The 26449-nt window shown below is 59.8% G+C and carries 19 protein-coding genes and 1 pseudogene; 6 read left to right on the top strand and 14 right to left on the bottom strand.

Annotated elements, in window-relative coordinates; genetic code table 11:
- Positions 1 to 122 precede the first annotated feature (122 nt).
- On the top strand, positions 123 to 971 hold the full coding sequence (locus tag ACP146_RS13925; protein ID WP_422367363.1) for a fumarylacetoacetate hydrolase family protein: 849 nt from the start codon (positions 123 to 125) through the stop codon (positions 969 to 971).
- Positions 972 to 1267: 296 nt separating this feature from the next.
- Here ACP146_RS13925 and ACP146_RS13920 read toward each other — a convergent pair.
- The 5 genes from ACP146_RS13920 to ACP146_RS13900 all read right to left on the bottom strand — a co-directional run bounded on the left by ACP146_RS13920 (position 1268) and on the right by ACP146_RS13900 (position 7473).
- Positions 1268 to 2216, bottom strand: a protein-coding gene (locus ACP146_RS13920) for an IS630 family transposase (protein WP_422365542.1) whose coding sequence is annotated in 2 segments (ribosomal slippage) — positions 1268 to 1879 and positions 1881 to 2216 — 948 coding nt in all. Because the reading frame shifts where the segments join, the coding sequence is not laid out codon by codon here.
- Positions 2217 to 2719: 503 nt separating this feature from the next.
- Complete coding sequence (gene ggt, locus ACP146_RS13915) at positions 2720 to 4309, bottom strand: gamma-glutamyltransferase (RefSeq protein WP_422367362.1); 1590 nt, start codon at positions 4307 to 4309, stop codon at positions 2720 to 2722.
- 209 nt (positions 4310 to 4518) lie between these two features.
- Positions 4519 to 5490, bottom strand: coding sequence for a Bug family tripartite tricarboxylate transporter substrate binding protein (locus ACP146_RS13910; protein ID WP_422367361.1), 972 nt, complete (start codon positions 5488 to 5490; stop codon positions 4519 to 4521).
- 31 nt (positions 5491 to 5521) lie between these two features.
- Complete coding sequence (locus ACP146_RS13905) at positions 5522 to 6319, bottom strand: D-glutamate cyclase family protein (RefSeq protein ID WP_422367360.1); 798 nt, start codon at positions 6317 to 6319, stop codon at positions 5522 to 5524.
- A gap of 20 nt (positions 6320 to 6339) precedes the next feature.
- A complete protein-coding gene (locus tag ACP146_RS13900; RefSeq protein ID WP_422367359.1) occupies positions 6340 to 7473 on the bottom strand; it encodes a M24 family metallopeptidase in 1134 nt (377 codons plus the stop codon).
- Between the two features lie 282 nt (positions 7474 to 7755).
- Here ACP146_RS13900 and ACP146_RS13895 point away from each other — a divergent pair, with 282 nt between their 5' ends.
- From ACP146_RS13895 to ACP146_RS13880, 4 genes are all read left to right on the top strand, one after another.
- The gene (locus tag ACP146_RS13895; protein WP_422367358.1) at positions 7756 to 8496 is read left to right on the top strand and encodes a GntR family transcriptional regulator; all 741 of its coding nucleotides are present in this window, start codon (positions 7756 to 7758) and stop codon (positions 8494 to 8496) included.
- Entirely contained in the window at positions 8493 to 9719 is a 1227-nt protein-coding gene (locus tag ACP146_RS13890) for an aminotransferase class I/II-fold pyridoxal phosphate-dependent enzyme (protein ID WP_422367357.1), read from the top strand. Before ACP146_RS13895 ends, ACP146_RS13890 begins: the two co-directional genes overlap by 4 nt.
- Before the next feature lie 148 nt (positions 9720 to 9867).
- Entirely contained in the window at positions 9868 to 10350 is a 483-nt protein-coding gene (locus tag ACP146_RS13885) for a tripartite tricarboxylate transporter TctB family protein (protein ID WP_422367356.1), read from the top strand.
- Entirely contained in the window at positions 10338 to 11828 is a 1491-nt protein-coding gene (locus tag ACP146_RS13880) for a tripartite tricarboxylate transporter permease (protein ID WP_422367355.1), read from the top strand. Before ACP146_RS13885 ends, ACP146_RS13880 begins: the two co-directional genes overlap by 13 nt.
- A gap of 126 nt (positions 11829 to 11954) precedes the next feature.
- Here the strand turns inward: ACP146_RS13880 and ACP146_RS13875 are convergent, their stop codons facing one another.
- The 8 genes from ACP146_RS13875 to ACP146_RS13840 all read right to left on the bottom strand — a co-directional run bounded on the left by ACP146_RS13875 (position 11955) and on the right by ACP146_RS13840 (position 22929).
- Positions 11955 to 13307 (bottom strand): transposase, encoded by a 1353-nt coding sequence (locus ACP146_RS13875; protein WP_422367354.1) that lies wholly within the window; start codon positions 13305 to 13307, stop codon positions 11955 to 11957.
- Between the two features lie 428 nt (positions 13308 to 13735).
- Entirely contained in the window at positions 13736 to 14581 is an 846-nt protein-coding gene (locus ACP146_RS13870; RefSeq protein WP_422369651.1) for an ABC transporter ATP-binding protein, read from the bottom strand.
- Positions 14582 to 14589: 8 nt separating this feature from the next.
- Positions 14590 to 15579, bottom strand: coding sequence for an ABC transporter ATP-binding protein (locus ACP146_RS13865; protein WP_422367353.1), 990 nt, complete (start codon positions 15577 to 15579; stop codon positions 14590 to 14592).
- Positions 15576 to 16451 (bottom strand): ABC transporter permease, encoded by an 876-nt coding sequence (locus tag ACP146_RS13860; RefSeq protein ID WP_422367352.1) that lies wholly within the window; start codon positions 16449 to 16451, stop codon positions 15576 to 15578. The genes ACP146_RS13865 and ACP146_RS13860 overlap by 4 nt, the downstream gene beginning before the upstream one ends.
- Positions 16451 to 17470, bottom strand: a complete 1020-nt coding sequence (locus ACP146_RS13855) for an ABC transporter permease (protein WP_422367351.1) — start codon at positions 17468 to 17470, stop codon at positions 16451 to 16453. Before ACP146_RS13855 ends, ACP146_RS13860 begins: the two co-directional genes overlap by 1 nt.
- Positions 17471 to 17552: 82 nt before the next feature.
- On the bottom strand, positions 17553 to 19118 hold the full coding sequence (locus tag ACP146_RS13850) for an ABC transporter substrate-binding protein (RefSeq protein ID WP_422367350.1): 1566 nt from the start codon (positions 19116 to 19118) through the stop codon (positions 17553 to 17555).
- A gap of 80 nt (positions 19119 to 19198) precedes the next feature.
- Entirely contained in the window at positions 19199 to 20878 is a 1680-nt protein-coding gene (locus tag ACP146_RS13845; protein ID WP_422367349.1) for a hydantoinase B/oxoprolinase family protein, read from the bottom strand.
- Positions 20878 to 22929 carry a hydantoinase/oxoprolinase family protein gene (locus tag ACP146_RS13840; protein WP_422367348.1) on the bottom strand — a complete coding sequence of 684 codons (2052 nt, stop codon included), beginning with the start codon at positions 22927 to 22929 and terminating at the stop codon, positions 20878 to 20880. The genes ACP146_RS13845 and ACP146_RS13840 overlap by 1 nt, the downstream gene beginning before the upstream one ends.
- A gap of 112 nt (positions 22930 to 23041) precedes the next feature.
- Here ACP146_RS13840 and ACP146_RS13835 point away from each other — a divergent pair, with 112 nt between their 5' ends.
- Complete coding sequence (locus tag ACP146_RS13835; protein WP_422367347.1) at positions 23042 to 23959, top strand: LysR family transcriptional regulator; 918 nt, start codon at positions 23042 to 23044, stop codon at positions 23957 to 23959.
- Between the two features lie 687 nt (positions 23960 to 24646).
- Here ACP146_RS13835 and ACP146_RS13830 read toward each other — a convergent pair.
- Positions 24647 to 26009 (bottom strand): annotated as a pseudogene (locus ACP146_RS13830) (IS1182 family transposase).
- Positions 26010 to 26449: the final 440 nt, after the last annotated feature.

Below are 26449 nucleotides of genomic sequence, written 5' to 3'. Positions count from 1 at the left end.
GCCCGTCAGCGCATTCAGTCGCTAAGGCAAGTTGTACTGAGATACATAAATTCTGACGGCAGCAACCCCATAGAGCCCAAAGGCGACAAACCATCTAGCAACACTAACCAGGATCCCTGATTATGCGGCTTGCAAGTTATCGATACAACGGCCGCGACTCTTTCGGCGTGGTGACCGAGCGCGGAATCGTTGATGTCCAACAAGAAAAAGATAAACAATTCTCGACGCTACAGACGGCTCTTCGCGCGAGCGCTCTCGATGCGCTTCGGGAAGAATTGCAAGGAATGCAACCGACCCTGACAATAGATGAAGTAGAATTGGCTCCCGTCGTCCCAGATGCAAAGAAGGTATTCTGCGTTGGATTGAATTACCTATCTCACATTATAGAGACGAAGCAGAAGACGCCCACCTATCCCATGCTCTTCACCCGCTTCGCAAACAGTCATGTCGGCCACGACGGCGAGATTATTCTCCCCGCTGCCTCGCATATGTTTGACTTCGAAGGTGAGCTTGCCGTTGTAATCGGCAAACGTTGCCGGCATGTGAAAGCAAGCAATGCTCTCGAAGTTATTGCCGGCTATTCCTGCTACAATGATGGAAGCGTGCGCGATTGGCAGAGACATACAAGCCAGTTTACCCACGGCAATAACTTTTATCACTCTGGCGCTTTCGGTCCTTGGCTTGTCGCGCCTGATGAGATACCGGACCCTACCCGCTTGACCTTGATAACCCGCCTCAATGGTAAGGAGATGCAGCGGGCAACGACCGATAATCTCTTGTTTGATGTTCCAACTCTAACAGAGTACATTACAACATTTACAGAACTCGAACCTGGCGATGTCGTTGCAACCGGAACGACAGGCGGCGTTGGATTCCGACACGATCCTCAAGTCTTCATGCGAGAGGGTGACGTTGTCGAAGTAGAGATCTCTGGTATCGGCATACTTCGCAATCGTGTCGTAAGAGAATAGAAACCTTCGACTGGTCTCCAATAAGACCAGATGTGTCGGTTTGGTTTTTAAGACGGTCTTCTGGTGAATAGCAAGCGCATCATTTTCTGCAATGTGGCGGCTGCATAATACTGCTCTTACCCTGCGGAGCTGCACCACTCATTAACTTTGACTGCTGCGAACTTGCCGTAGGGGGCGATCTGCCCCGAAGCCCAACGCAGCGTAGGGCAGACCCGTGTGCACAGGGTCAGAGGAAGACTACACAATGAGAGCTTCCAATGGTCCGGTAAGGGTCAGTTATCCCCGTCTAGAGCGTTTCACGTTTTGACGGAAGCATATCCAGCGTTTTGGAAGTAGTTGGCGCATTCCTGTGCCTGGATGGTTGCGAGGAGCTGGCCGAGGTGGCGCCAGGTGTCATCGGTGCTTCGGCGTTGGGCAAGGCGCATCCAGTGTTTGATTTTGGCGAAGGCCTGCTCGATGGGGTTGAGGTCGGGCGAGTAGGGTGGCAGGAACCAGAGCCGTGCGCCGGCGGCCTTTATGGCGGCTCGGACGGCCTTGGATTTGTGGCTGCCGAGGTTGTCCATCACGACGATGTCGCCGGGCCTCAAGGTGGGCAGGAGTAGCTGGTCGACGTAGGCGCGAAATGCCTGGCCGTTGATCGGGCCGTCGAAGACGCAAGGAGCGGTCAGGCCATCGCACCTGAGGGCCGCCAGGAAGGTCATGGTGCGCCAACGGCCTTGCGGGGCAAAGCCGCGCAGGCGCTTGCCCTTTGGTCCCCAACCGCGCAGCGGCGCCATATTGGTCTTGATCCAGGTCTCATCGATGAAGACGAGGCGCTGGGGATCGAGCCGGCTCTGCCAGGACTTCCAGCGCCATCGCCGCCGGGCGATGTCGACGCGCGTCTGCTCAAGAGCGAACAGCGTTTTTTTTGAAGCGCAATCCCTCGCGGCGCAGGAACAGCCAGACCGCATTGTGGGAGACCTTGACCCCGCGCGCGGCCAACTCGTCCTTCAAGCCGTGCAGGGTCAGGTGCGGGGTCTGCTCGATCCGTTCCACGATGAACGCCCGATGCGGCTCCAGAAGCCGACGACGGTGACCGCCAACCTTGCCTGGCGCAACGCTACCCGTCGCCCGATAGCGCTGATGCCACTTCACCACTGAAGACACTGCCACACCGAACCTCTTGGCAACCACACGACAGCTCTCGCCTGCTTGCAGGGCCGCTATCGCGCGCTCACGAAGGTCATTCGAATAGGGTCGCGTCATGCATGCTGGCCTCCTACTCCAGTAGAAAGCTTGAATCACAAATCCGCGCCCCTGGGAACCCACATTCCGATTCAATCAATGCGTGAAACGCTCTAGGCACTGACGTAACAGGGTCCGCTTAGCGGCGTAGAGCGATCTTTTTTTGTCCCCCGATTGTCCGCATTGCGCCGCTACTCAGACCTCAGTGGGGCAACTCCGGCACGGCGGTCTTTAGCCATGAGCCGACCTTTGTGTCGAGCTGAGCTAAGCTCGCTCCCTACCGTCAGATCGACATCACACCTGAGCAGCCGACCTTCCCGGGTTGGCCGTTGGGCGCGCAAGAAGCTAAGGTCCCGCCAGCCTACTCTCGAAGACTCGCACCCTCTTCGTCGAGCGTTTCCGTCAGTTGCTCGAAGTGCGCGAAGGTAGAGTACGAGTAGGCGCGCCAACCCTCGGCCGTCTTCTGTGTCAGCCCACCGTTGCTCCCTTCGTTCTTGACGTTCAACGGCGCAAGCTCGCGGAAGTCAGTAGCCGATCGCGTAGCATTCGCGCCGGGGATCTCCCGCTCCAGCGAGGAAGCCGTTCTCATGATCGATTTGAATGGCGACGGCGCCGCCCATCAGGTCTGTCCACGGCGCTTCCACCTGCATCTCGTGGCCGAGCGCGCGAAGATCGGAGATCACTTTCTCCGGAAAGCGGCTTTCGATCGAGACCGCGAGTCCCTCCATGCTACGCCAACGTGGCGCGTCGACCATACGTTGGACCTCGAAGCCATGATCCACGTAGCCTGTGATCATCTGCAGATTTGACTGCGTCTGCCCATAGTCCCCCGGCGTGGCCAACGCCAACACCGGCTTGCCATCTTTCAACAAGAGAGGGCAGTGTAGCGTATTGGCCGTGCGCTTCCCGGGAGCCACTGCGTTCACATGCTCCGGGTCCGCGGAGAATCCATACATGCGGTTGTTGAGGACGAATCCTGTACTCGGGGCCATCCAGCATGAGCCGAACTCGTTGAAGACGCTTTGAATCCAGGAGACGACGTTGCCGGCCTTGTCGGCCACAGCAAGACATACCGTGTGGCCGAGCCGGGAGTCCATTGCTCCCGGGTCATGGAGTGCAGCATGAGTTCTCGATACTGACGATACACGTCGCTCCAGGTAAGCCGGCGCCAGGTACTGGGCCGGAGGAACGGGCGCGACTTTAGGGTCAGTCAGATACGCGCCCAAATCCGCGAAGGAGGCCTTCTTTGTCTCGATGAGCAAATGCTGCCATTGCGCCGTATCCCACTTGCCGGGTCGTGGCGCCAATCTCTCTAGCAGACCGAGTTGTGCCAGCAGGATGGCACCCATGCTCGGCGGTGGCGGTGTGGCAACCTGATACCCGCGATAGTCGATGCTTATCGGCTCTTCGAAAGGCGAGTCGTGACCGGCGAAATCCTGCAGGTCCAGAAGACCGCCGTCGTTCTCGATACCCGCCACCATGCGTTCGGCGATGCTGCCAATGTAGAAGCTATCCGCACCTTCGCGCCCGATCGTCTCCAGCGTGTCGGCCGTCGCCGGCAGCTGCAGTCTCTGCCCAGCGACCGGCCACTTGCCGTCGCGCGTGTAGCAGTCCACCACCTCCGCGCACTGAGCCAGAAGCGGCTCCTTGCGCACGAAGGCGCCGGCGACACGGGCGGAGACCGGGAAGCCGTCGCGCGCATAGCGGATAGCGGGGGCTAGGAGCTGCGCCAGACTGCGCGTTCCGTGGCGCTCCAGCGCATTCTCCCATCCGCGCACGATCCCGGGAACCGTCGGAGCAAGTGGACCGGTAGGAGGAATGCCGCCGGCAAAAAGCCCGGCTTCAGCGGCTCTTGCGGCACAGCCGCTTCCGCTCAATGAATCGACGCGTCCGGTTACGCTGTCGAAGTAGGTGAGAAAGACGTCCCCTCCGATGCCGCTGGCTGCGGGATCCACGACACTCAGTACGGCCGAGGCGGCGATGGCGGCATCCATCGCATTGCCACCGTCTTCGAGTGTTCGGACCGCGGTGCGGCTGGCCAGCGGATACCCTGAACTGACCATCCCCTGGGCAGCATAGATCGTCGGGCGAGATAAATGTGCGTCGAAGGTCATCACCGAAATCCTTGGCAAACCGGACAAGCACTAAACTCGATCCGGTCCCACCCCCTGCAGGGAAGGACCGGGATCTGCATTTGCTTGGAGAACGTTTCTGAAAGGCAACCCGGCCGGCGCGGCGAGAGTACGGCAGGCAAGGGTAGTCGAGCGGCAATGCTACCGCACCGGGTTCCTGCGTACGCTCGCCACGCGGCGGCTTGAAACTCCTACTCCTGCATACTCGCCAGATGCTCTTTGATGTCGTTGTCTACTTTGTTCCAGAGAGCAGCGGTCGCCTGGGCATCCATTGCTCTTGCATCCGCACCCAGGCGGGCCAGCGCCTCCTTGAAGGTGTCGGTCGCCGCAGCTGCCAGAATCGCCTCGGACAGCTTGGCAACGATCTCGTCGGAGACCCCGGACGGTGTCGAGAACGTGCGGGTGGTGAAGCCAACCGCGTCATATCCGAATGATGCAACTGTTGGTACGCCCGGCAGCAGTGAACTCTCCTCATCGGACATCAGGCCGAGGACCCTGATGTCGCCGGATTGCACTTGGCCCATGAAGTTGGAGGGTGTCGATGTCACGACATCGACATGGCCTCCCAGAAGGGCCGTGATAGCTGGCGCGCCGCCGTTGAAGAAGACCGGTGCGAACTCTGCCTTGGTCGCTCTTTGGAAAGCGAGAAGATCAATGTGGGCATTGGTGTAGCGGCCGGCGTTTCCGACCCGGATCTCGCCGGGTCTCGCATGGGCGTCCTCCACAACGTCTTCGATGGTCTTATACGGGCTGTCCTTCTCAACGATCACGCTCCCGAACTCGAAGGCGATAGTCGCCACCGGCTTGAAGCTGTCGCGCGTGTAGGGTGCCCCGCGGTCGGAGATGAGATACGTCATATTGGTGCTGGGAAGGTTGCTGGCACAAAGCGTGTAGCCATCTGGCCTTTCATTGACGCATCGCGACAGCCCGGCCTGGGAGCCGCCGCCCGGCTGATTAATCACCTCGACGGAAATGCCCAGCTCCTTTTCGAGCCCCGGCTGGAGCAAACGGGCGACCGCGTCTGTTCCGCCGCCGGCACTCCAGGGAACGTTGATGGTCAGCGTTCTATCGCTGGAAGGATAGTCCTGGGCGATCGCTGGCGATGCGAGTATGGCGCCAATTCCGAGCACCAAAGATGACAGCGGTAGTGAGGTGATACGCATTGAACTCTCCCTGTTCAGTGTTACCTGGGCTTCACAAGATGGACATGCTTTCCCCAATCTTGTCTGCGATAAACATGCAGCCTGGCGCATGCGTGATAATCAGCTCCGGCTTGGTCCTGCTTACGACAGACCAGATCGTCCCTATGCAGGGCCAGAAGACTGGAACTTCGTCCTCCAGGATTCGCACCGGCCTACCGACATCAGGCTGCGAGATGTCGGCAATGCCGATTGCCGCCGGATTGCCGAAATGAATGGGGGCGCCATGGGTATGCGGAAACCTTGAGGTAACCTGTATGGCCCTGATGGTTTGCGAAGGGAGCATTGGCCGCATGCTGACGACAAGAGGACCCTCAAAGCGGCCCGCTGGCACACACTCGATCCCGGTGACGAACATAGTGGGCTCGCCAGTTTCTGAGAGTTGGCGGTTCGGAATGCCATTGGCCTTCAGGGCTGCATCGAAGGTGATACTGCAGCCCAGGAGGAAGGAGACCATATCGCCCCGCCAGTACCGGCTTAAGTCGGTAACCTCGTCCGCAAGCTCTCCGTCTTTGTAGATGTGGTAGAGGGGAACGTCAGTGCGCAGGTCGGCGTCGGGCGCAAATCTGCCCGGAGTGGCAGAGCCCGCCGGCAAGGCGTCGAGGAAGGGCAATGCGCTGTTGTTCTTGCAGCAGAAGGCGAGAAAGTCAGCCGCATCGGTGGACCTGAGGAAAACCACGCCACATTGAAGATAGCCATCGGCGAAGCCGCGCGTTGATCGCTGCCAAACTCCTTCACGGAAGTATGCGCGCGCTTCCTGCGGCGTAAGTGCCGCCCTTTGCTCCTCGGACATTTGGTTGTCTCGGCCAGGCATTACAGCACGAACACTCTTCGATCGAGCGTCGTCAGGACTTCGGATCCTCTCTCTGTCACCAGCACGGTTTCCGAGCAGCCGACTGAGAACTTGCGCGCTTCCCGCAGCGCGGGAACGATGTGGAAAACCATGCCGGGCTTGAGGACCGTGGGATCATCACGCTTGAGAGCAATGATGTCCGCCTCCATCCATGTCACCGGAAACCCTATACCCACGGAATAGCCGGCACGCTTGCCTGCAGACAGACCTGCCGCGCGATAGGCGTCGCTCACTGCGCGTTCGACATCGCCGGCTGTCGCACCAGGCTTCACCGTTGCGATTGCGTCCTCCAGGCCGGTCAGGCAGGCGTCGGACAGCTTCTTCATGCGATCAGACGGCTCGCCTATAGATGCCACGCGCATGAGCGGAGCATTGTACCGGTTGAAGCAGCCACTCATTTCGAGAAGAACGGAGTCGCCCGTCTCAAGAACCCGCCGTTTGAAGCTCGTATGCGCAATGCCGGAGCGCGGACCGGATGAAACAGTGGGTTCCCGCGACATGAACTCACTCCCGGCCCGGTACATGGTGGACACGGCTGCGGCGGCCACCTCGTTTTCGGTAGCGCCAGGCATGATGGCAATTAGCGCCGCGCGGACTCCCTTGCTAGTGATGACAGCGGCTTGGCGGATGCATTCGATCTCTGCCTCGCTCTTTATGCGCCTTACGCCCCCCACCAGTCCGCTGGCATCCTTGATAGTCGAGGATGGAACCTCGGACTGCGTCCGTTCGACAAATTGCGCGGAAACGGCGGTCGAGCTCAGTTCGACACCGATTGTGCCGCGGTCGAGCCCGCGCGTACGCAGCGCCTCGATCGTTATCGTGATTGGGTCTTCGTGATCTTCCCAGATCTCGAAGTCGTCGATCCAGCTGCATGCATCGGCCAGCGGCGCTTCCAGCCTCCGAACCACGAGGCAAGGGGCGCTGGCGGCCGGAACGACAAGGCAATGGTAGTTGGCCATTCCGGTAGTCTGATGGCCTATCAAGTAGAAGATATTGGCGAAGGTATGCACCAGCAGGGTGTCGATCCCTGATTGGGCCATACGCTGGCGGACCGCGGCGAGGCGCGGCTCATATTCGCCCAGGTCGAATGTCATTTCGCTCTTGTTGGGGGGCGGGGGGCGAGTACAGGTATCAGGCATTTTTGGATCCCAATTTCTGGTAGAGTACATTATTAGATCCAGAAATTATGTCAACATCTGACCTCCGAACTTAACGTTTCATGGCTACGATCAGTCAAATTATTGAAAGATTTGTATTATTAATAACATAGAGATGCCAATGAACGCTCATTGACAGCGCAGGTGATCCAGAGGTAAAAGAAAATGTGATCCAAATAGAGGTTTTTGGATCAAATATGACGCTGGAAAGCCAAAGCATTGAGCACAGTTGAAACCCCGAACCCCGCTTCCGACGGAGTCCCCGCCGCAAAAGGCATGACAAAGAGCGAGTCTGCCTACCAGTTGCTGCGCCAATGGATACTGAGTGGACGCCTGGAGCCCGGGCGCCGTATCGACCAGGAATCGCTGGCGTCCACGCTTGAAATCAGCCGCATGCCGCTGAGGCAGGCGATCGAAAGGCTAGTAGCGGAAGGTCTCGTCATCAGCAGTCCGCATCGCAGTGCTATCGTCGCGCCACTCTCCGCGACTTTGCTCGAGGACCTCTACGCAAGCCGGCGCGCGCTTGAGGGAATGCTTGCCGAGGTAGGGGCCCGCAAGCTGAGCGCGGCGGAAATTGAGTCGCTATCCGCGCTCACCGAAGCGCAGGAGCAGGCGGTCGAACGCGACGATGTGGAAGGCTATGTGCGATTGGACCGGCAGTTCCACAGTACGCTCTACCGGGCATCCGGGTATGAACAGTCCTGCGCTTCTGTTGAGCGTCTGCGCGATACCAGCGACCGTTACATCCGGTTCTTCGCCAGCAGCAAGCACGGCGCGCACAAGTCTATCCTGGAGCACTGGAAGATCCTGCGGGCTGCGGAAAAGGGTGAAACGGAGAAGGTGCGCGAAATTACTGAACGCCACATCGCCGATGGATTCCGCGTGCTGATATCGATTGTACGTGACCAGGAACACGCGCCTGGAGAGCAGCTTCCTGAAGTAAGCCGGAGCACCAAATGACAGTAAGTATAGAGCAAAGAGTTCCCAATCGGATCGAACGCCTGGCATTGCCGGAGCGCCTGCCGTCCATAGGGATGTCGCTGCGCGCGGCAGAGCGTGAGTTGGAGCGAAACGCCGGACGGCACACTGGTCTGCTTGACCTGACCTACGCCGATACGAAGCGGTTCCCGGCACCGCCCTGGGCCATCAAGAGCTATGTGGAGGCCGCGACAAGCGGCGGCCGTAGCTATACGGCCTATCGCGGCGAAGAACATGTTCGATCGACGGTCGGTGCCAGCGTTGGCGGCTTGATGGGGATTCCCGTCGATCCGAAACGCGAACTCATTCTAACGCCGGGCACGCAGGCCGCGCTCTATACGGCGCTCGCCGCCGTTCTTGAGGAAGGTGACAAGGCAATAATCGCCGATCCGGACTACCTGACGAACGAACGCCTGATCCGCTATTTCGGCGCAGAGTGCATAAAATTGCCGTTGCGGTGGGAAGTGGATGGTCGACACACCTTCGACCCGGACGAGATGGAGGCCGCATTTCGCCAGAAGCCAAAGGTGTTTCTCTTCTCGAACCCGAACAACCCGACCGGAACGGTGCATAGCGAAGCAACCCTGCAGCAGATTGCCGAGCTTGCCATGCGGTACGATGTCCTTGTCATTGCCGACGAGCTCTATTCGCGGCTGGTCTATGAGGGCCGGAACTACTTTCATCTCGCAGCGATGGAGGGCATAAAGGCGCGTACCATCAGCCTTCTCGGGCCGTCGAAAACCGAATCAATGAGCGGATATAGGCTGGGCGTTGCCGTCGCCCCAGGTGACATCGTCGACAGAATGGAGGACGTCCAGAGCGTCTCTGCTCTTCGAGCGCCGGCCTACGCGCAGCATACGCTGCTTCATTGGATTCGGGACGATCAGGAGTTTGTGGCCAGACGCGTGAAGGAGTATCAGTTGTTGCGCGATATGGCCGTTGACGCCTTCAAGGACACGAACTTCATCCGCGCCAGCGCCTCTCATGCTACGTCCTACATATTTCCGAAGCTGATCGGCATAGGGGCCTCAGATCAGGAAATCGCCCTACGCTTGCAGGATGTGGCAGGGGTGATTGTGAATCCCGGATACCAGTCGGGTGAGCGCGGGCGCGGGCATTTCCGTATCTGTTTTGCGCAGGATGAGAAAATCTTCGCCAACGCGCTCGACCGGATCGTGTCCACATTGCGGTCGTTCCAGTCCTGAGGCTGCGTCTCCAGCATCGACTACGCCGCACTTGATAGGCCGCGAAGCTATCGCACGTTTCCTCCGGCAGCGCAGCGGCTCGATCGAAATGCGAGTTCATTGGCCGGCCGGGAGAGGTCAATAGTGGAGCAGTAGGAAGGACCTGTTGATGCTTTCAGACCGTCTCTATGGTTTGGGCTTCATAATTCTTGGATCGATCACCGGCTTCATGTCCGTTGATTATGGCGTGTACTCGGACATTGGCCCGGCCCCGGGAACCTTTCCGCTTGTCATTTCGATACTGTTTGTTTTGTTCTCGGTTCCGCTCTTACTGAAAAGAGACTCTGACAAAGCCAAGGCCGAAAGGCCGGCATCCACGTTCTCCGTTGCAAGCACAAGCGTGACAATCATTGTCGTCTCCGCTGCTTATGCGGTCATTCTTCCGCATCTGGGCGTCGGTCTGACGTCATTAGCTGCGCTCGCAACGCTCGGGCTTGTTTTGCACAAGGGCAACAGGATGATCGTTATGATCGTCGCAGTCTGCGGCGGCGCGGCCATGGAGTTCATCTTCTGGTACTTGCTGGGCGTCTATCTCCCGGCATCCAATCGCATTGTCAGCGCATACCTGGGTGGTTTCGCATGGACCCTGTGAGTGGAATTCTTACCAATCTTTGGAATGCCCTCACGATTACCAACATCTGGTATGCGTTGCTCGGCACCGGTATTGGAATGTTGGTTGGCGTTCTTCCCGGATTGGGGCCCGCTGCCGCGGCCGCGGTGCTCCTTCCCGTCACCTTTTCGCTGGATCCGACCGGCGGGATCATCATGCTGGCAGCGGTGTACTATGGAAGCATGTTCGGCGGCACCATCACCAGCGTGCTCCTCAATGTCCCCGGCGAGGCCAGCAGTGCCATCACATGCATTGAAGGGCACCCGATGGCCAAGTCGGGGAGGGCCGGCGTCGCTATCACGATAGCTGCCGTGGCCTCCTTCTCGGGGGGCATTGTCTCGACGGCAGGGCTGATCTTCGCCGCCCCATTCTTGAGTTCGGCGGCGTTGCGCTTCGGGCCGCCGGAGCAGTTCATGCTGTTGGTTTTCGCGATGACGATGCTGCTGGTGCTGGCGGGCAGCTCACTCTTGAAGGCAACCCTGATGGGGCTGCTCGGCCTGTTCCTTGGGACCGTGGGTTTGGATCCGACCATGGGCCTGCCGCGGTTTACCGGTTCGGTGCCCGAGCTCTTCGACGGCATCTCCTTTGTCCCGGTGGTGATGGGGGTGTTCGGTTTTACCAGCATACTGATTGCCTGCGAGCAGCGGGTCGTACAGGAAAGAGTAGGCAAGGTGGGCAGGTTGTTGCCGAGCTGGGCCGAGTTCAAGAGATCTGGGCTCGCAATCGTCAGGGGAAGTGGAATCGGATTCTTTCTCGGGCTCATTCCCGGAATGATGCCAAGCGTTTCAGCGTTCATCGCATTCAGTTCTGAAAAGACGTTCGGCACCGATCGTACTGAATTTGGAAAGGGCGCCGTAAGCGGTGTCGCCGGACCGGAGGCGGCGAACAATGGCCATGGGACCGCCGCGATCATCCCATTGTTAGCACTTGGCATCCCGACCACGCCGACAGTCGCAATCATCATGGGCGGCTTTCTGGTCCACGGCATCACGCCGGGGCCACTGCTGATACGGGATCATCCGGATGTCGTCTGGGGCGTGGTAGCGAGTTTTATCGTCGGCAATATGCTCTTGATGTTCTGGAGCATTCCACTGATCTCAATCTGGGTTTCGGTCCTTCGCGTGCCGAGCGGGTTGCTCTACGCCCTGGTCATCATCCTTATGATGATCGGGTCCTATGCCATTTATTCAAGCGTCATTGGCATCTACATTCTCATTGTCTCGGGTGTGGTAGGGTATTTCCTGCACAAGAATGATTTTCCCATAATACCCCTTATCCTGACGTTGGTGATCGGACCGATGATGGAGCGAAACCTCATTCAGACGCTGGAGATGACTAGGGGAAATCTTTCAGAAGTGTTCAGCCGGCCGATCTCGGTGACGTTTTTTCTAATGGCAGTGCTAGTTATCGTGTCGTGGCTGATACAATACATCCGTCGAATTCGACAGGCAGAGACCTGATCAGCCTGAAAGGGAATGAGCGTTGGAGTACACAAGCTGACTTACTCAATGGGTCGATTCTGTTGAAAAACTGGTGGGCGTGCCTGTCGAGCTGAGACCGTTTGATCTTTCTGCCGGGTTTGCCTGTTAAGCGGCTGGGTCTGGCTGCGGCATTTGGATCAGCTTTGCTAGCTTCCTGAGGTTCTGAGCGGTGGCTGCGAGGAGGAATTCATCGTGAGCCCCACAGGGGCCCCGTAATCGCAGGCGGCCGAGACCCAAGATGCGCTTGAGGTGGGCAAACAACATCTCGACTTTCTTGCGCTGCCGCCGCGAGGTTCGATAGGCGTCGGTTAAGGCGATGTCTCGGGCCATGTCGCGAGCGCCTTCGTGGATGGAGCGTGGCACTTTTCGTGCCGGTTCCTTAGGGCAGCAGCGCGGCTTGAGGCTGCAGACCTCGCAGTCGTATTTGCTGGCGCGATACATGAGCTGGTTGTCGTTCACGATCGTGCCCTTGCTGGTCAGCATCTTGCCGGTCGGGCAGAAATAGACATCACCCTGGTGATCGTAGGTGAAGTCCTCGCGTGAGAAGCTTCCGTCGCGGCGTTTGGACTTGTCGAACACCGGCACGTGCGGCTCGATGCCGCGCTCATGCACCAGCCAGCCGAGCATCTCGGCGGAGCCATAGCCCGTATTGCCGGCGAGCCTTTGCGGGTAGAGATCGAAACGCGCTTCGGTCCGCTCCATCATGGTCTTGGCTGCCTTGACCTCGGCCTGACGAACCGCAGTCGAGGCCTCCACATCGACGATGACACCGTGATCGAGATCGATCAGGTAGTTGCTGCAGTAGGCAAAGAAGGCTTGGCCGTCGTGTGCGCCGGTCCAGCGCGCGGCTGGATCGGCCGGCGAGAGGAACTTTGGCGTCACTTTGGTCGCGGCCCCGAACGCCGCGTCGTCCAGCACGGCCAGATATTCATCGATTGCCCGGCTCGATTTCTTCGGCGGCAGGCCCTTGGCGCCTTCGATGCCCTCCTGGCGACTGGCATCGGCCTTGATCAGACTGGCATCGACCGCGAAACCCTCGCCGCCCACCAGCCCCTCGTCGAGGCAGCGCTGCACCACCGTCTCAAAGACGTGACGCAGGAGGTCGCTGTCGCGGAACCGGCCATGACGGTTCTTTGAGAAGGTCGAATGATCGGGTACCTCGCCCTCAAGACCGAGCCGACAGAACCACCGGTAAGCCAGGTTCAGATGAACCTCCTCGCACAGCCGGCGTTCCGAGCGGATGCCCTGGCAATAGCCAACGATCAGCATTCGGATCAGCAGCTCGGGATCGACCGACGGTCGACCGGTCGGGCTGTAGAAGGGGGCCAGATGCTGCCGCACCATGCTGAGATCCACGAAGCGGTCGATCGATCGCAACATGTGGTCCGCCGGCACATGATCCTCGAGCGAGAACTCGTAGAACAATGCACCCTGGTCAATTTGCCGCGAACCCATCATCGCATTCACTCCAGCTTCGAATGCTGCAATGAATCAACGATACCGGCCCGCCGCAACATCAGACTTTTTCAACAGAATCGGTCAGAAGCGGACACCGAAACCCCGCCACGAGCAGACTAAATCAACAAAATCTGCCATGAGCTGTCTTCCGTTCATGTGCGCCGACTAGTTGCTGTCGATCTCGCTCAGGATCCCCAACCTGTGAATGCAACGATCGAGCGCAAACTGATTGGGTCCTCATCGTACTTCATCAAGAGTCGCCTGGGTGGCCATTCGCACCTTCTTTGCTTCCTATTCGCAAAAGTTCCAGCTCGCACGCCGGATCGGGGGCGCCGGTTAACTCACATCACCGATCGGCGGAACTGCCATTCGGCTGGCTCCATTCGGCATCGGGAAGCCGCCAGTCGCACACCGCCGCGGCTATACTGTCAGCCTAGGCGATTGTGCGCAGCGGCCAGTACGTCTCGCCGCGGACGATCCGGGTCAACCGGCAGGAACGCCTCCATCAGCTTCTTTGTGTAGGGGTGGCTGGGCGCTGCCAGCACCTCACCGGTCGGCCCGACCTCCATCACGCGTCCGTGGTGAAGGACGAGCGAGCGGCTACTGATCGTACGCACTGTTCCTATGTCGTGACTGATGAATAGCATTGCCATACCGGTATCGGCCTGCAGGCGCCTCAGGAGGTCAATAATGCTGGCCCGCACGGAAAGATCGAGTGAACTCGTCGGCTCATCGAGCACCAGGAGATCAGGCCGCGAGGCGATTGCCCGGGCGATGCAGACTCGCTGCAACTGTCCGCCCGAAAGCTGCGGTGGATGACGCTCAAGCAGGGACTCGTCGAGTTCCACGACATTCACCAACTCGCGAACCCGTTCGCGCCGCACTCGGGCGCTTTGCTTCGACGCGAACAGCAACGGTTCCTCGATTAGTCGAGCGACGGACATCCGAGCATTCAACGCCGCCCAAGGATCTTGAAAGACCATCTGAAGCTGTGGGCGCAGGGCGCGCAACGCCCGTCCGCGAAGCCGCGTCAGGCGATGACCTTTGAACACAATATCGCCCGAGGTCGGACGGATGAGACCGAGGATAGCGCGGGCGATGGTCGATTTACCCGACCCGCTCTCCCCGACCAGCGCCATCGTTTCGCTTCTACCTATCGTAAACGATGCGCCGTCCACGGCTGTCAGACCCCCGCCCTGCCGGCCACCCCCGAAGACGACTGTGAGGCCGTCCACTCTGAGCAACGGCTCTGCCTGAGCGTCGGACCCGTCCATTAGCTCGCTCATGAGGTCTGCTTTGCCTCGTCTCGGTACGCCAGATGACAGGTCGCCTCCTGTCCCGCGCCCTGGAGGACCGCCGGTGGCGGGCGGCGGCAGATGTTCGTCACAAGTGGACAGCGCTCGGCGTAGAGGCAGCCTTCGGGCAGAGCAAATAAGTCGGGTGGCGTCCGCCGGCCGATGTCATTGGAATGGTCGACAGTGCCACGAGCGGCAGCGAGCAAGGTGCGCGTATAGGGGTGGGCGGGGCGACGGAACACCGTCTGGACCGGACCACCCTCTACCACCGCACCGGCAAACATGACGATGACCGTCTGGCAATAATTCGCTACCACGCCCAGGTCGTGCGTGATCAAGAGACAGGCGAGGTCGCGCGAGCGCACCTCACCCGCAATCAGGTCGAGAACCTGTGCCTGAACCGTAAGATCGAGCCCGGTGGTTGGTTCGTCCGCAATCAGCAACTTCGGTGCATTGATCAACGCCATGGCGATCATAACCCGCTGGGCCATACCGCCTGACAATTCATGCGGCCAAGCGAGGGCTCTTTCGGCTGCGGCAGGGATGCCCACCGCCTCTAGCATCCTGACTGCCTCGATTCTAGCGACCCTCCAAGGAAGACCGCGATGCGCCACCGCTAAGCGTGCGATCTGGTCTCCGACACGGGTGAGAGGGTCGAGGGAGACCTTTGAGTTCTGCACAACCATGCCGACTTGGCGTCCACGCAGCTGGGACAGGTCCGGATCGGCCAGACCGATCAACTCTTTTCCGTCGAAGCATGCGCTGCCGGCCACGACGCGCCCTGGGGGGCGCACCAAGCCGAGGATAGACAGTGCAGTCAACGATTTGCCTGCACCGCTTTCACCCACGATGCCAAGCACCTCGCCACGCTCGAGACTGAAGGACACGCCATTGAGTGCCTTTGCGACAGCCTGTGAACCGTCAAGTCGTCGATTCACGAAATGCGTGTGCAGACCTTTGACGGTAAGCAGGGTCATCGTGATCTATTCTCCTGCCGGGGGTCGAGCGCCCGCCCCAGCCCGTCGCCTATTGCGTTGAACGCGAGCACGAGCAGCACGAGAGCGAGCGAAGGGAACAGCACCACCCACCACTTGCCGGTTACGATGTGCTCGGCCCCGAGCCGGATCATAACACCCCATTCCGGAGTCGGGGGCTGGATACCCACTCCGACGAACGACAGCGTCGCGCTGATGCGAATTGCCCAACCCATTCGCAAGGCTGCCAGAGCGCTGGTGCCCTGTATACAGTTGGGCAACAGGTGAACGAAAAGAATACGCCACGGTGCATTTCCGGCGACGACAGCGGATTCGACCAATGTGCCCTGGCGAAGCGCAAGCGCCTCGGCCCGCACCAGCCGGGCAAACAGCGGAGCATCGAGCAGCCCGATCACCAACACGAGAGTCGCCAGGCTCGGGCCGACCGCCGCAACCACCGCCAGCGCAAAGATGATCGTCGGAAAGGCACGCAGCACGTCTGTCGTGCGAATCAGAACCTCGTCGGCCCACCCGCCGACGTAGCCCGCAAGCAGGCCCACCGGAACCCCGACGACAAGCATGACCAGCAGGGACGGGACAGCCACCGCGAACGCATAACGGCTGCCGTAGATCAACCGGCTCAGGATGTCCATCCCGTTGCTGTCGGTGCCCAAGAGAAAGCGGGCGTCTGGCGGCCGAAGCACGGCCGTCGGCATGGCGTGCGTCGGGTCATAGGGAGCCAGAACCGGCGCGAACAGCATGAACAGAGCGAAAAGGAGAATGACCGTGCCACCGAACGCAATTCCCTGATGCGCCCGCACGATAACCGGCAGGCTTCGCCAAGGCAGGCCAAGCATGGAAGTGGTGGCGGTCATTAGCTACGGCTTCGCGGTTCGACGACAAACACAAATAGGTCAGCCAGGAAATAGACCAGAAGCGAAAAGGCGGCGAGAAACAGGACGTACCCCTGCACGGCGGTGAAGTCTCCCTGCAAGATGGCCGTCAGTCCATACTGGCCGATTCCACCCCAAGCAAAGATCAACTCGATCAGCGACGATGCCGCGAAGAGATAGCTCAGTTCAAACGCGAGAAAGGTGGCGACGGGAACAAGGCTGTTGCGGATCGCAATACGGTTGATGTCGCGCCGTGGAAGGCCGCAGGCCCTCGCATACCGCACGTAATCGCTGCCGAGGACCTCGAGGAGAATAGCGCGCGTCTGCTTGACCGTTGGCCCGGCGACAATCAGCGAGAAGCATAAGGTGGGCAGCCAGAGCTGATAGCCCGCCGAGCGAACAACCTCCAGGTCGCCCGCAAGCAACCCGTCGATGAAATAACTCCCGGTCACGACGGGAGGCGGAAACACTGAGAGGCTGAGGCGCCCCATCGGCGCTGGCGCCCAGCCGAGCCAATAAAACACAACCAGAATCGCAAGCAGCCCGACGACGTAGACAGGCACCGAGAATGTGGTAATTGCAACGATATTAATGATCCGGTCTAGGCGGCCGCCCGCGGAGAAGGCAGCCTTCAATCCGAGCAGGACGCCAGATATGCCCCCGAGCAGCATAGCCAGCAGAACTAATTCCAGCGTCACCGGCAGGCGTTCGGCTAATTCATCGAGCACGGGCCGGTCACTGAGCCAAGATTCGCCGAGATCGCCCCGCGCCACGTCACCCAGATATATCCAGAGTTGCTCGCCGATGCTACGGCCCAGGCCAAGCTTCTCACTGACCTCCTGAACCTCCGCCTGCGTGGCGTGCGGGCCGGCCAGATAGGTCGCCGGGGATTCACCCGACAGCCGGACCAAGAGAAATGTGACAACCAGCACACCTAAAATCGCGGGGACTCCGACGACGACGCGCCGGAGAATCATGCGTGCGAGGGGAGGCATGGCCATTCACGATCCAAGAAAAAGCTGCGGGTTTAATCCCTGAAGGAAGCTGGCCGCAACCGCCAGAGCGGTGCGGCCAGCGACGCACTCATTTCTCGCAGCTTAACTGCCGCCAAACAAGCCGATTGGTGGGGTACCAAACCCAATTCTTAACACAAGCGCGCATGGCGACATGTGTGCCTGGGAAGAATGTATCAATCCAAGTGGCATCCTCTGCATGGCGGCGCTGCGCCTCTGCCACGGCCTCCATAGCCTTCTTCTGGTCGCGCTCGACAATAGCCGTCTCGATCAGTGCATCGAACTCGGGGAATGAGTAGTCATTGCGGTTTGACGAGCCCTTGCTATGGGCGCTGAGGAACAGGGCGTAGCCGGGATCGAGCACGAACACGTTGGTCAGGTGTGTGGCGAAGGGCAGGTCGCGTCGACCAATCGCGCCACGGGCGGAAAACTCCGTGTTCGGCAACTTGACCGGCGTGACGCGGATGCCGACTTCGGCTAGCTGACTGCGTAGTTGGAGAACCAGCGGCTCCTCCCACCAGAACACGCTGGTATAGTGGAGATCGATATCGATGCCGTCGGGATAACCAGCTTCAGTCAGAAGCTCCTTTGCCCGCTCCGCATCGTGCACGTAGTATAGGGCCTTGATATAGCCCGGCACCGACGGTGGTAGGATCGACTGGGAGCGCTCACCCACCCCGCCAAATACGGCCTGATCAATCGCCTCGTAGTCGACCGCATAGAGAATGGCTCGACGCAGCCGCAGGTCATCGAATGGCGGGATATGCGGGTTCATCCTCACTGTGGCACTGCCGCTGCCGGGATGGCTCATGACCTTGGTGCCCTCGGTGGCGTGAACCATGGCAAGCTGCTGCTGGTTCAGCTGTTCGGCAATATGAACCTCTCCAGCGATCAGAAGACTGGTACGTGTCGCTGCTGATGGAATCTCCCGGTAGATCACGCGGTCGAAGTATGGCTTCTCTCCGAAGTAGTTCGGATTCGCAATAAAAATCGCACCTTCGCCCGCTCGATTGTTCATCAGATGGTAGGCGCCGAAACCCGCGGTATTGCTGTCGAACCACTTCGTAGCGTAGGGATCGTCCGGGGTGGCATGCTTCTTGGCCTCTGTCGAGTCAATGAGCATCGGCGTGTAGTGCGAGAGCGCACGCAGAAATAGGTTGTTCGGTTGGATGAGGGTGTACTTTACCTTATAGGGGGAAAGGGCCTCCACTGTTTCTATGCGGGAGGCCGTGCTGATAAAGTTACCGGTACGCCCTTGCGACTTGCTCTTCTCCCACCCGAAGACAATGTCGTCGGCGGTGAGTTCATTTCCGTAGTAGCTCTTCACACCTTGACGCAGCGTGAACACATACTCCGTGCCGTCCTCCGACTCGGTCCAGCTCTCAGCTAGGTGCGGCTCTATCACTGACGAGTCTATGACCTGCGTGCCGTTCTCCGCCCTATAGCCATAGCGCACTAAGCTCTCGTACACGTTAACCACTGTTTCGATGGAACCGGGCTTCCAGACGTCGCCGTCGACGCCGCGCGGTCCGGACACCGCGGCAACGATTAGGTCCTCCGCCGATGCGGCCGTCGGAGCCATTGCCAGTATCACCATGGCGACCGCATGCCCAAATCTCGATTGATCCCGTGTCATTATCCCATCCTTCCAAGTGGCTTGTTTCAGACGCTATTCATTGCCTCTTCTCATCCTGCACGTCCCACTTCGGCTGGGCTCTACTCGGCCAGACCGTAAATCCGCCGTGCCTCAGCCGGTGTCAGTCGTTCTGCGGCCAAGTCCTCGAGCACCTCGGAACGTGGCCGCTCATGCGGATCGCCCCAGCCACCGCCACCAGAGGTCTCACAAATCACAAGGTCTCCGCGGTGCAGCGAGCAGGTTGTAAGGGCTCCGATTGGGATGCATTCTCCGTTACGCTGGATCGAGTAACGGCTGTGCGAGCCCTCCTCTCCGCCGGCCAGGCCCCAGGGCCGGGTACTGTGGCGATCCCCGGCGGTCGACAAGGTCACGTCGTCCCTCAGCACCTCGTAGACCTTGCGCACACCGTGGCCGCCGCGATAGCGGCCGTGTCCTGGCGAGCCCGGTGCGAAGCCATAGGCCTTCACGCGCACGAAGTCGAACTCGGTCTCCAACGATTCGATCGGCGTGTTGGCTGTATTCGAAAGCCCTTGCGCCAGACAGTCCTCTCCATCGCTGCGAGCTGAGGCGCCGTTGCCGCCGCCGAAGACCTCGTGATAGACGTCGTAGCCTCCCGCCCGTCGATAGCCAAAGGCTATGGAGTTGGTAGCATCAGCGCCGCAAGCCGCAATGCGTTCTGGTAACGCTGTGCCGAACGCACGTTTCAACGCAGTCATAACGCGGTAGCACACTGCCATGCGGGAGCGCACTGGTGCCGGAAAGAATGGATTGCAGACGGAACCCGGGCGGGTAACGATCCGAATTGGTCTATAACTTCCATCGTTCACCGGTGCGCTCTCGCCCGTCATGCTGACGAAGTATGAAAACACCGAGGAGTGGACAGAGGCGACTGGCGCATTGATTGGGTAGCGCACCTCATCATCGCTGCCGCTGAGATCCACCTCCACATCGTCTCCCTGAACGCTTACCCGCGCGTGGACGCGGACCGGCGGCTTTTCTCGATCCTGGGAGTCCGTGAAGTCCTCACCCTCGTAGACACCATCAGGAATTGCACTCAGGCCGGCGCGCATGAGTCTCTCCGAATGGTCCTGCACGGTCTCCATGCAGTTCAGCACCTTCTGGCGACCATAGCGTTCGACCATTCGGCGAAGGAGCGACACTCCGCGCAATGCCGCGAAGAGCTGAGCGTGGAAATCGCCCACTACCCTGTCCGGTGCGCGTACATTGGCGCCGATAATCCGCGACAGGACGCCATCTTTCAGATCCCTCTCGATGGACACCTTCACCGCTGGGAGAATGAGGCCCTCTTGGTACAGCTCCGTAGCATAGGCGTTGGAGGCAGGTGCCCCACCGCCAATGTCAACATGGTGGACGACCGTGCCGGCGAAACCGATCAAGTGGTCTTCGTGGAACGCTGGCACGAAGAGGATGATATCGTTGAGATGCTGACCCATCTCGTATGGGTTGTTCATGACGAAGGCGTCATCGGGACCGAGCGCCATCAGGTCGTACTGGCTTCGAATGTGCGCGAAGGCCAGTGCCATGGAGTTCATGTGCGTTGGGATCATGGGTGCTTGCGAGACGATCCGACCCAATGGATCGTGCAGAGAAGTGGAAGTGTCCTTGGCCTCACGAACAATCGAGGAATAGGCCGATGTCAGCAGAACGGTCCCCATTTCCAGAGCAATCGAGAGAAAACCGTCCCCGACAATGTTAAGTGTGACTGGGTCGATGTCGACCCCGCGCTCCTGTTTTCTCATCAGTTACCCGCCTTCTTTCGAATCAACAGCTCTCCGCTCGCTAAAACCTCCGCAGTCCAGCCAGGCGGGACTATGGTCGCGCTGGACGTCTCTATCACCATGGCTGGACCTGTCAGCGGCTCGGCGACGACGAGCCCTTCCCTAGGCAGGCGCTGGACCTCCACGCTCATGCCGTCTATGTACATCTGCGCAGTCTTCGCAGGAGTGGATCCCTCATTGGGAACCTTGGCCAACGCTCTTGCAGTGCGTGCGGATGACGCTACTAGACGGCAGCCGACGATCTCGACTGCTTGGCTAGGAAAGCCATGACCGTAGCGCTGCGCATGGGCATCGTGAAAGCCGTGCACAAGGGGGGTAAGCCCTTCGGCCTCCGGTGCCCACGGATCGTAGCCGACCGAAAGCTCATAGCCCTGCCCCACATAGCGTGCGTCGACGGACGACGTGAACTGGACCGACTCGAGCTGAACGTTGAAGCGCACGAAATCCTCCAACGCCTGGCCACGCATCGAGCTGAAGGCGTCGGCAACGGCAGCAGCAGATCCGTTCTCCGCGCGGGTCCCGGGCATAGAACGTACATAATCCATCTTGGTGTCGCTGACGGAAAGCCCGAATGCCGAAAAGAGACCCGGCGCTACAGGAACCACCACGCGCCCAATGCCCATCTCCTCTGCAATCGCCGCGGCCAGGACCGGCCCGGCACCACCATAAGCGAGAAGAGAGAAGTCACGGGGATCGAAGCCGCGCTTTACCGTGACTAGGCGCAGCGCGGTCGCTATGCCGGCCACGGTAATCCGCCGAACGCTCTCCGCAAGCAGGACCGGCTCAATACCGAGTTGCTCGCAGAGTGGTACCGCCGCCCGTTCGGCCGCAGTGACGTCGAGATGCATCTGACCGCCGATAAACTGGTCCGGGTCGATCATGCCAAGGAGCAACAGGGCGTCCGACACAGTGAAATGTTCTCCACCGCGCCCGTAACAGGCTGGACCCGGAACGGCACCAGCGCTCTGCGGCCCCACTTTCAGTAGCCCGCCGCCGTCGACCCAGGCAATGCTTCCGCCGCCCGCGCCCAGCGTCGCGATTTCGAGCATCATCAAGCTGAGGGGTATACCATCAATCTTGTATTCTGCGAAGCCGCGCTGCGTGTTCTGCGGCACCCCATTCTCGATGACGCACGCATCGCAACTGGTGCCGCCGATATCGAGCGTTAAGAGGTCGGGCGCGTCGACAAGCTTGGCTACATGACCGGCACCGGTTACGCCAGCGGCGGGACCAGAGAGGAAGGTCTTGGCCGGGTTAGCAACTACCTGCTCGACGGGCACCACTCCGCCATTGGAAAGCATAATGAGGAGGCGCCCGACGAAGCCATGCTCTGAGAGGCGACGCTCCAGGCGTTCCACGTAGGTCGCGACCCGTTTCTTTACATAGGCGGCGATCAGGGTTGTGCTAGCGCGCTCGTACTCTCGAAACTCCGGCGCAACCTCACAAGACAAAGATATCGGTATTCCCGGCGACCGCATTTGCCAGCGCTCGCGGAATGCCTGCTCGTGTACAGGGTTGCGATAAGCGTGCAGCAGGCAGACGGCCACGGACTCGACGTCACCAAGATCTAGAATTTCGTCGATCGTCTTGTCAATTGCCTGCGGTGAAAGCGGCATGACGATCTCACCTTGCCCCGACAGCCGCTCCGAAAGACCGAAAATACGTTCGCGCCCCAGAAGGGGGCGCTGTTTGCGATAGAACATGTCATAGACGCGCGTCTTGTCCTGCCGTCCGATCAGCAAGACATCCTCGAAGCCGGCGGTGGAGACCAGGGCGCAGTGCGCGCCATTGCGCTCGATCAGCGTGTTGGTCGCGACTGTAGAGCCATGGAAAAGCTCGGTGATGGCATCGAGCCCGGTGCCCGCCTTCTTGACCAACTCGACAAGGCCGGTGACCGCGGCACGACTCGGATCTTCCGGAGTGGACGGCACCTTGTGCGTGATGAGGCAATCGTCGTCGCTGATCAAGACGATATCTGTGAAGGTGCCGCCGATTTCCACTCCTGCGCGCATTCGGTATTGCCCCTGCTTAATATAAGTTTGCTCAGCGATGAAGAAGTCTGTAGAGGCTCGTGGGATCGGTCAAATCGATTGACAGGCAGGGCTGATAACCGGAAGTTATCACATGCGCCTGCGCGATTTTGAGATCATCTGGGCTGTTGCACGCAGCCGGTCCATGCGGGAAGCGGGAGCCTGTCTAGGCGTCTCGCAGCCTGCGGTCAGCCGGGCGCTGCGTTATGCTGAGGAACGGCTCGGCTTTGAGCTATTTCGGCGGGAGAAAGGGCGCCTCGTCGCTACGCCGGAGCTTCAGGCTCTCATGCCGGATGTCGAGCGGTTGTTTGGCAGCCTGCATGGAATCCGCAACAGGGCGCGTGACATGCGCGACAGTGGCACGGGCAACCTGACGATTGCCGCCATCCCTACCCTGGCAAGCAGGCGATTGTCAGAGACAATCGCGAGCTTCCGGCGGACGCATCCGCGCGTGGCGATTGGCCTGGCGGTCTTGCCGACACCCTTGGTGCTTGAGCGCGTTCAGCGGGGGGAAGCGGACATCGGGTTGGTCCATGGTCCGCTAACCGAAAGCAATCTCGATAAGGCGCCCATCGGCGCCAACCGCATCGTCGCCATCGTGCCAGGCGGCCATCCCCTTGCCCAGATGCGGACGGTCGCGCCACGTGACCTGCGCAACTACTCACTAATCGCTGTGAGCCGAGCAACCATGCCCGGTGCTCTGATCGCAAGCGCATTCGCGCGCTCCAACATTCCATTCGCAACGGCTATCGAAGTAACCACATCCGCTAGCACAGTTTCCCTGGTCCAGGCTGGCGCGGGCATCGGCCTCGTGGACGCACATGCCCTGGAGAACGTGGTCTTGGACGGAGTGGATCTCATCTCCTTTATGCCTGAGATGCGCATCACCATCGAAGCCGTCTCGATGCCCGGTCCGCGAACCAACGCAAATATCTCGCTGTTTCTTCAATTGCTACGCCAGAGGTTCGCCGAGGGTCCGGCGATTCCGATCGAAGCCGGAAAAACCGGCTGACCAGCTTCCGATGCATGAGAGCGACCTCGACCGCCGTAGAGTCCACGTTCGCGTAGTGATGGTTGTTCGGCGGGTTTAGAAAGGCGCTTGCACTTTGACCAAGCCCACTCAACCAAGTCCGGTTATGGAGTTGTGGGTTTGAGGCAGCCGGGTCTTTACCAAGGAGGGTTGAAGGGATGCTAAGGGAGCGGATCTCTTTAAAGCGAGTCACGAACCTCCTGCTTGAAGCGGAGGTTCTGCTGGTGAAGGACAAGACGGTTGCGGAGATCTTCCGGCGCATCAGGGTATCGGTGCGGAGTGACTATCAGATAAGAGCGGAAGAATCGCCGCCATAGCTTGACCGTGGAGATTCCAGTCCACGCAAACGGTCTTAACAAGCTGAGTATACTTTGCGAACTGGAAACCAGGACTGCAGTCAAAAATCCGAAGTCGCTGTCAGAAGTTCAGCCGTCTCCGGGCGTTCCCATGTGCCCGTCCAGACCACGCCCTCTTACCCGGTCAATGCGGAACCGCACTGTCTTTGCGACTGAGTCCGCTTGGTGCAGATTTTGTTGATTTAGTCTGCTCGTGGCGGGGTTTCGGTGTCCGCTTTTGACAGTAGCCGACATCGGGTGCCGGCCTTCTGGCCGGATTTCTTGGGACGGGGGCGTTCCGGTCCTTTGCTGGTGGATCAGATCCTCACGTCATTCATGCCAGCTTAGCGAATGGCGGCGGCTCCGGTCTGAGCTTGGCGAGCTTTCTCAGGTTCTGGGCGGTGGCGGCGAGCAGGAACTCGTCGTGCGCGCCACAAGGTCCGCGCAGCTACAGCCGGCCCAGCTTGAGGATGCGCTTGAGATGGGCGAACAGCATCTCGACCCGCTTGCGCTCTCGGCGCGACTGGTCGAAGGCGGGTGTGTCATAGAGCCCCCTGGCGACGTCGCGGGCATCCTCATGGATATCGCGCGGGATCTTGCGATGCGGGCTCTTGGGACAGCATCGGTCTTTGAGCGGACAGGGATCGCAGTCGTACTTGCTGGACCTGTAAAGCAGTGTGCGGCTGTCGTGAACCTTGCCGGTGGTCTTGAGCGTCTTGCCTCTCGGGCAGACATAGAGGCCACGCCCGGCGTCCCAGGTGAAGTCGGCTCTGGAGAGCGTGCCGTCCTCGCGCTTTGATTTGTCGAATACTGGGATGTGCGGGGTGATGCCCCGGTCCTTGACCAGCCAGGCCAGCATGGGCGCGGCCCCATAGGCGCTGTCGCCGGCGAGCCGCTTGGGATGCAGACCGAAGCGCTCCCGTGTCCGGTCGAGCATGGTGCGCGCAGCCCCGACCTCCGCCTGACGGATCGCCCGTGTGGCCTCGACATCGACGATTACCGCGTTCTGCGTGTCGATAAGATAAATTGGTGGCATAGGCGAAGAAGGCCGGCCCACGCTGGGCGCCGGTCCACTGTGCCGCCGGATCGGAGGGCGAGACGAACTTCGGCGTCACCGTGGTGGCTGCCCCGAAGGCGGCATCATCAAGGTGGGCCAGGTAATCCCTGACCGCCTGACCGGCGTCGGCCGGGATCTCCTCGAGGCGCCACTTGTCTCCGCGCACCGAGCGCTGCTTGTTGGCGTCGGCCTGGATCAGGCTGGCATCCACCGCGAAACCCTCGCCGCCGACCAGCCCCTCGGCCATGCACCGGCGCACGACGCTCTCAAAGAGGTGGCGCAGAATATTGCTGTCCCGGAAGCGGCTGTGGCGATTGCGCGAGAAGGTCGAGTGATCGGGCACCTTGCCGTCCAGGCCCAACCCGCAGAACCACCGATAGGCCAGGTTCAGGTGGACCTCCTCGCACAGCCGGCGCTCCGAGCGGATGGCAAAGCAGTAGCCCACGATCAGCATGCGGATCATCAGCTCGGGATCGACCGAGGGCCGGCCGATGGTGCTGTAGTGGCCGGCCAGCTCACGCCGCACGCTGGCGAGATCAAGGAAGCGATCGATATGACGCAGCAGGTGGTCAGCCGGAACATGATCATCGAGGCAAAAGTCGTAGAACAGCCGATCCGGCGCCGCCTGCGTCCCCATCATCACCCCGTCCTCCTCGCAAAACCCTAGGAAGACGGAATCATGGCTCCAGGCCGCGTTCAAGCCCGATTAAATCAACAGAATCGGCACAATGCAGAAGTCACCGCATCTTCAGTTCAAGTCTGGTTTGGGGTGTACAGCGGACGATAAAGAATTCATTCCTGTGGCGGACGCCGCCTGAGAGAGGGAAGGGGCCACTGGCGCCCAAGGACCTTAGTCAAACCGTTGTTGCAACCGAGTGTCGGTCTCGGTGGTTGCGGGCCTCCGATTTGATCCTCAGTAAGCTGATTGGGTAATGCCAGCGAACTTTCTTTTAAGCTTGGAATTGAGTACGAGTTGATAATCAGACCGGAAAGATTGACGCCGCGACGCACGCTCCATTTATCGTTTATTTTCAAGAGCGCCGTTTTATGACGGTATGTGCAAATTGACGCATCAAAAAA

This window comes from Pelagibius sp., assembly GCF_965249265.1.
GTDB lineage: Bacteria > Pseudomonadota > Alphaproteobacteria > Kiloniellales > Kiloniellaceae > Pelagibius.
This window is presented reverse-complemented; position numbering and strand designations above follow the sequence as displayed.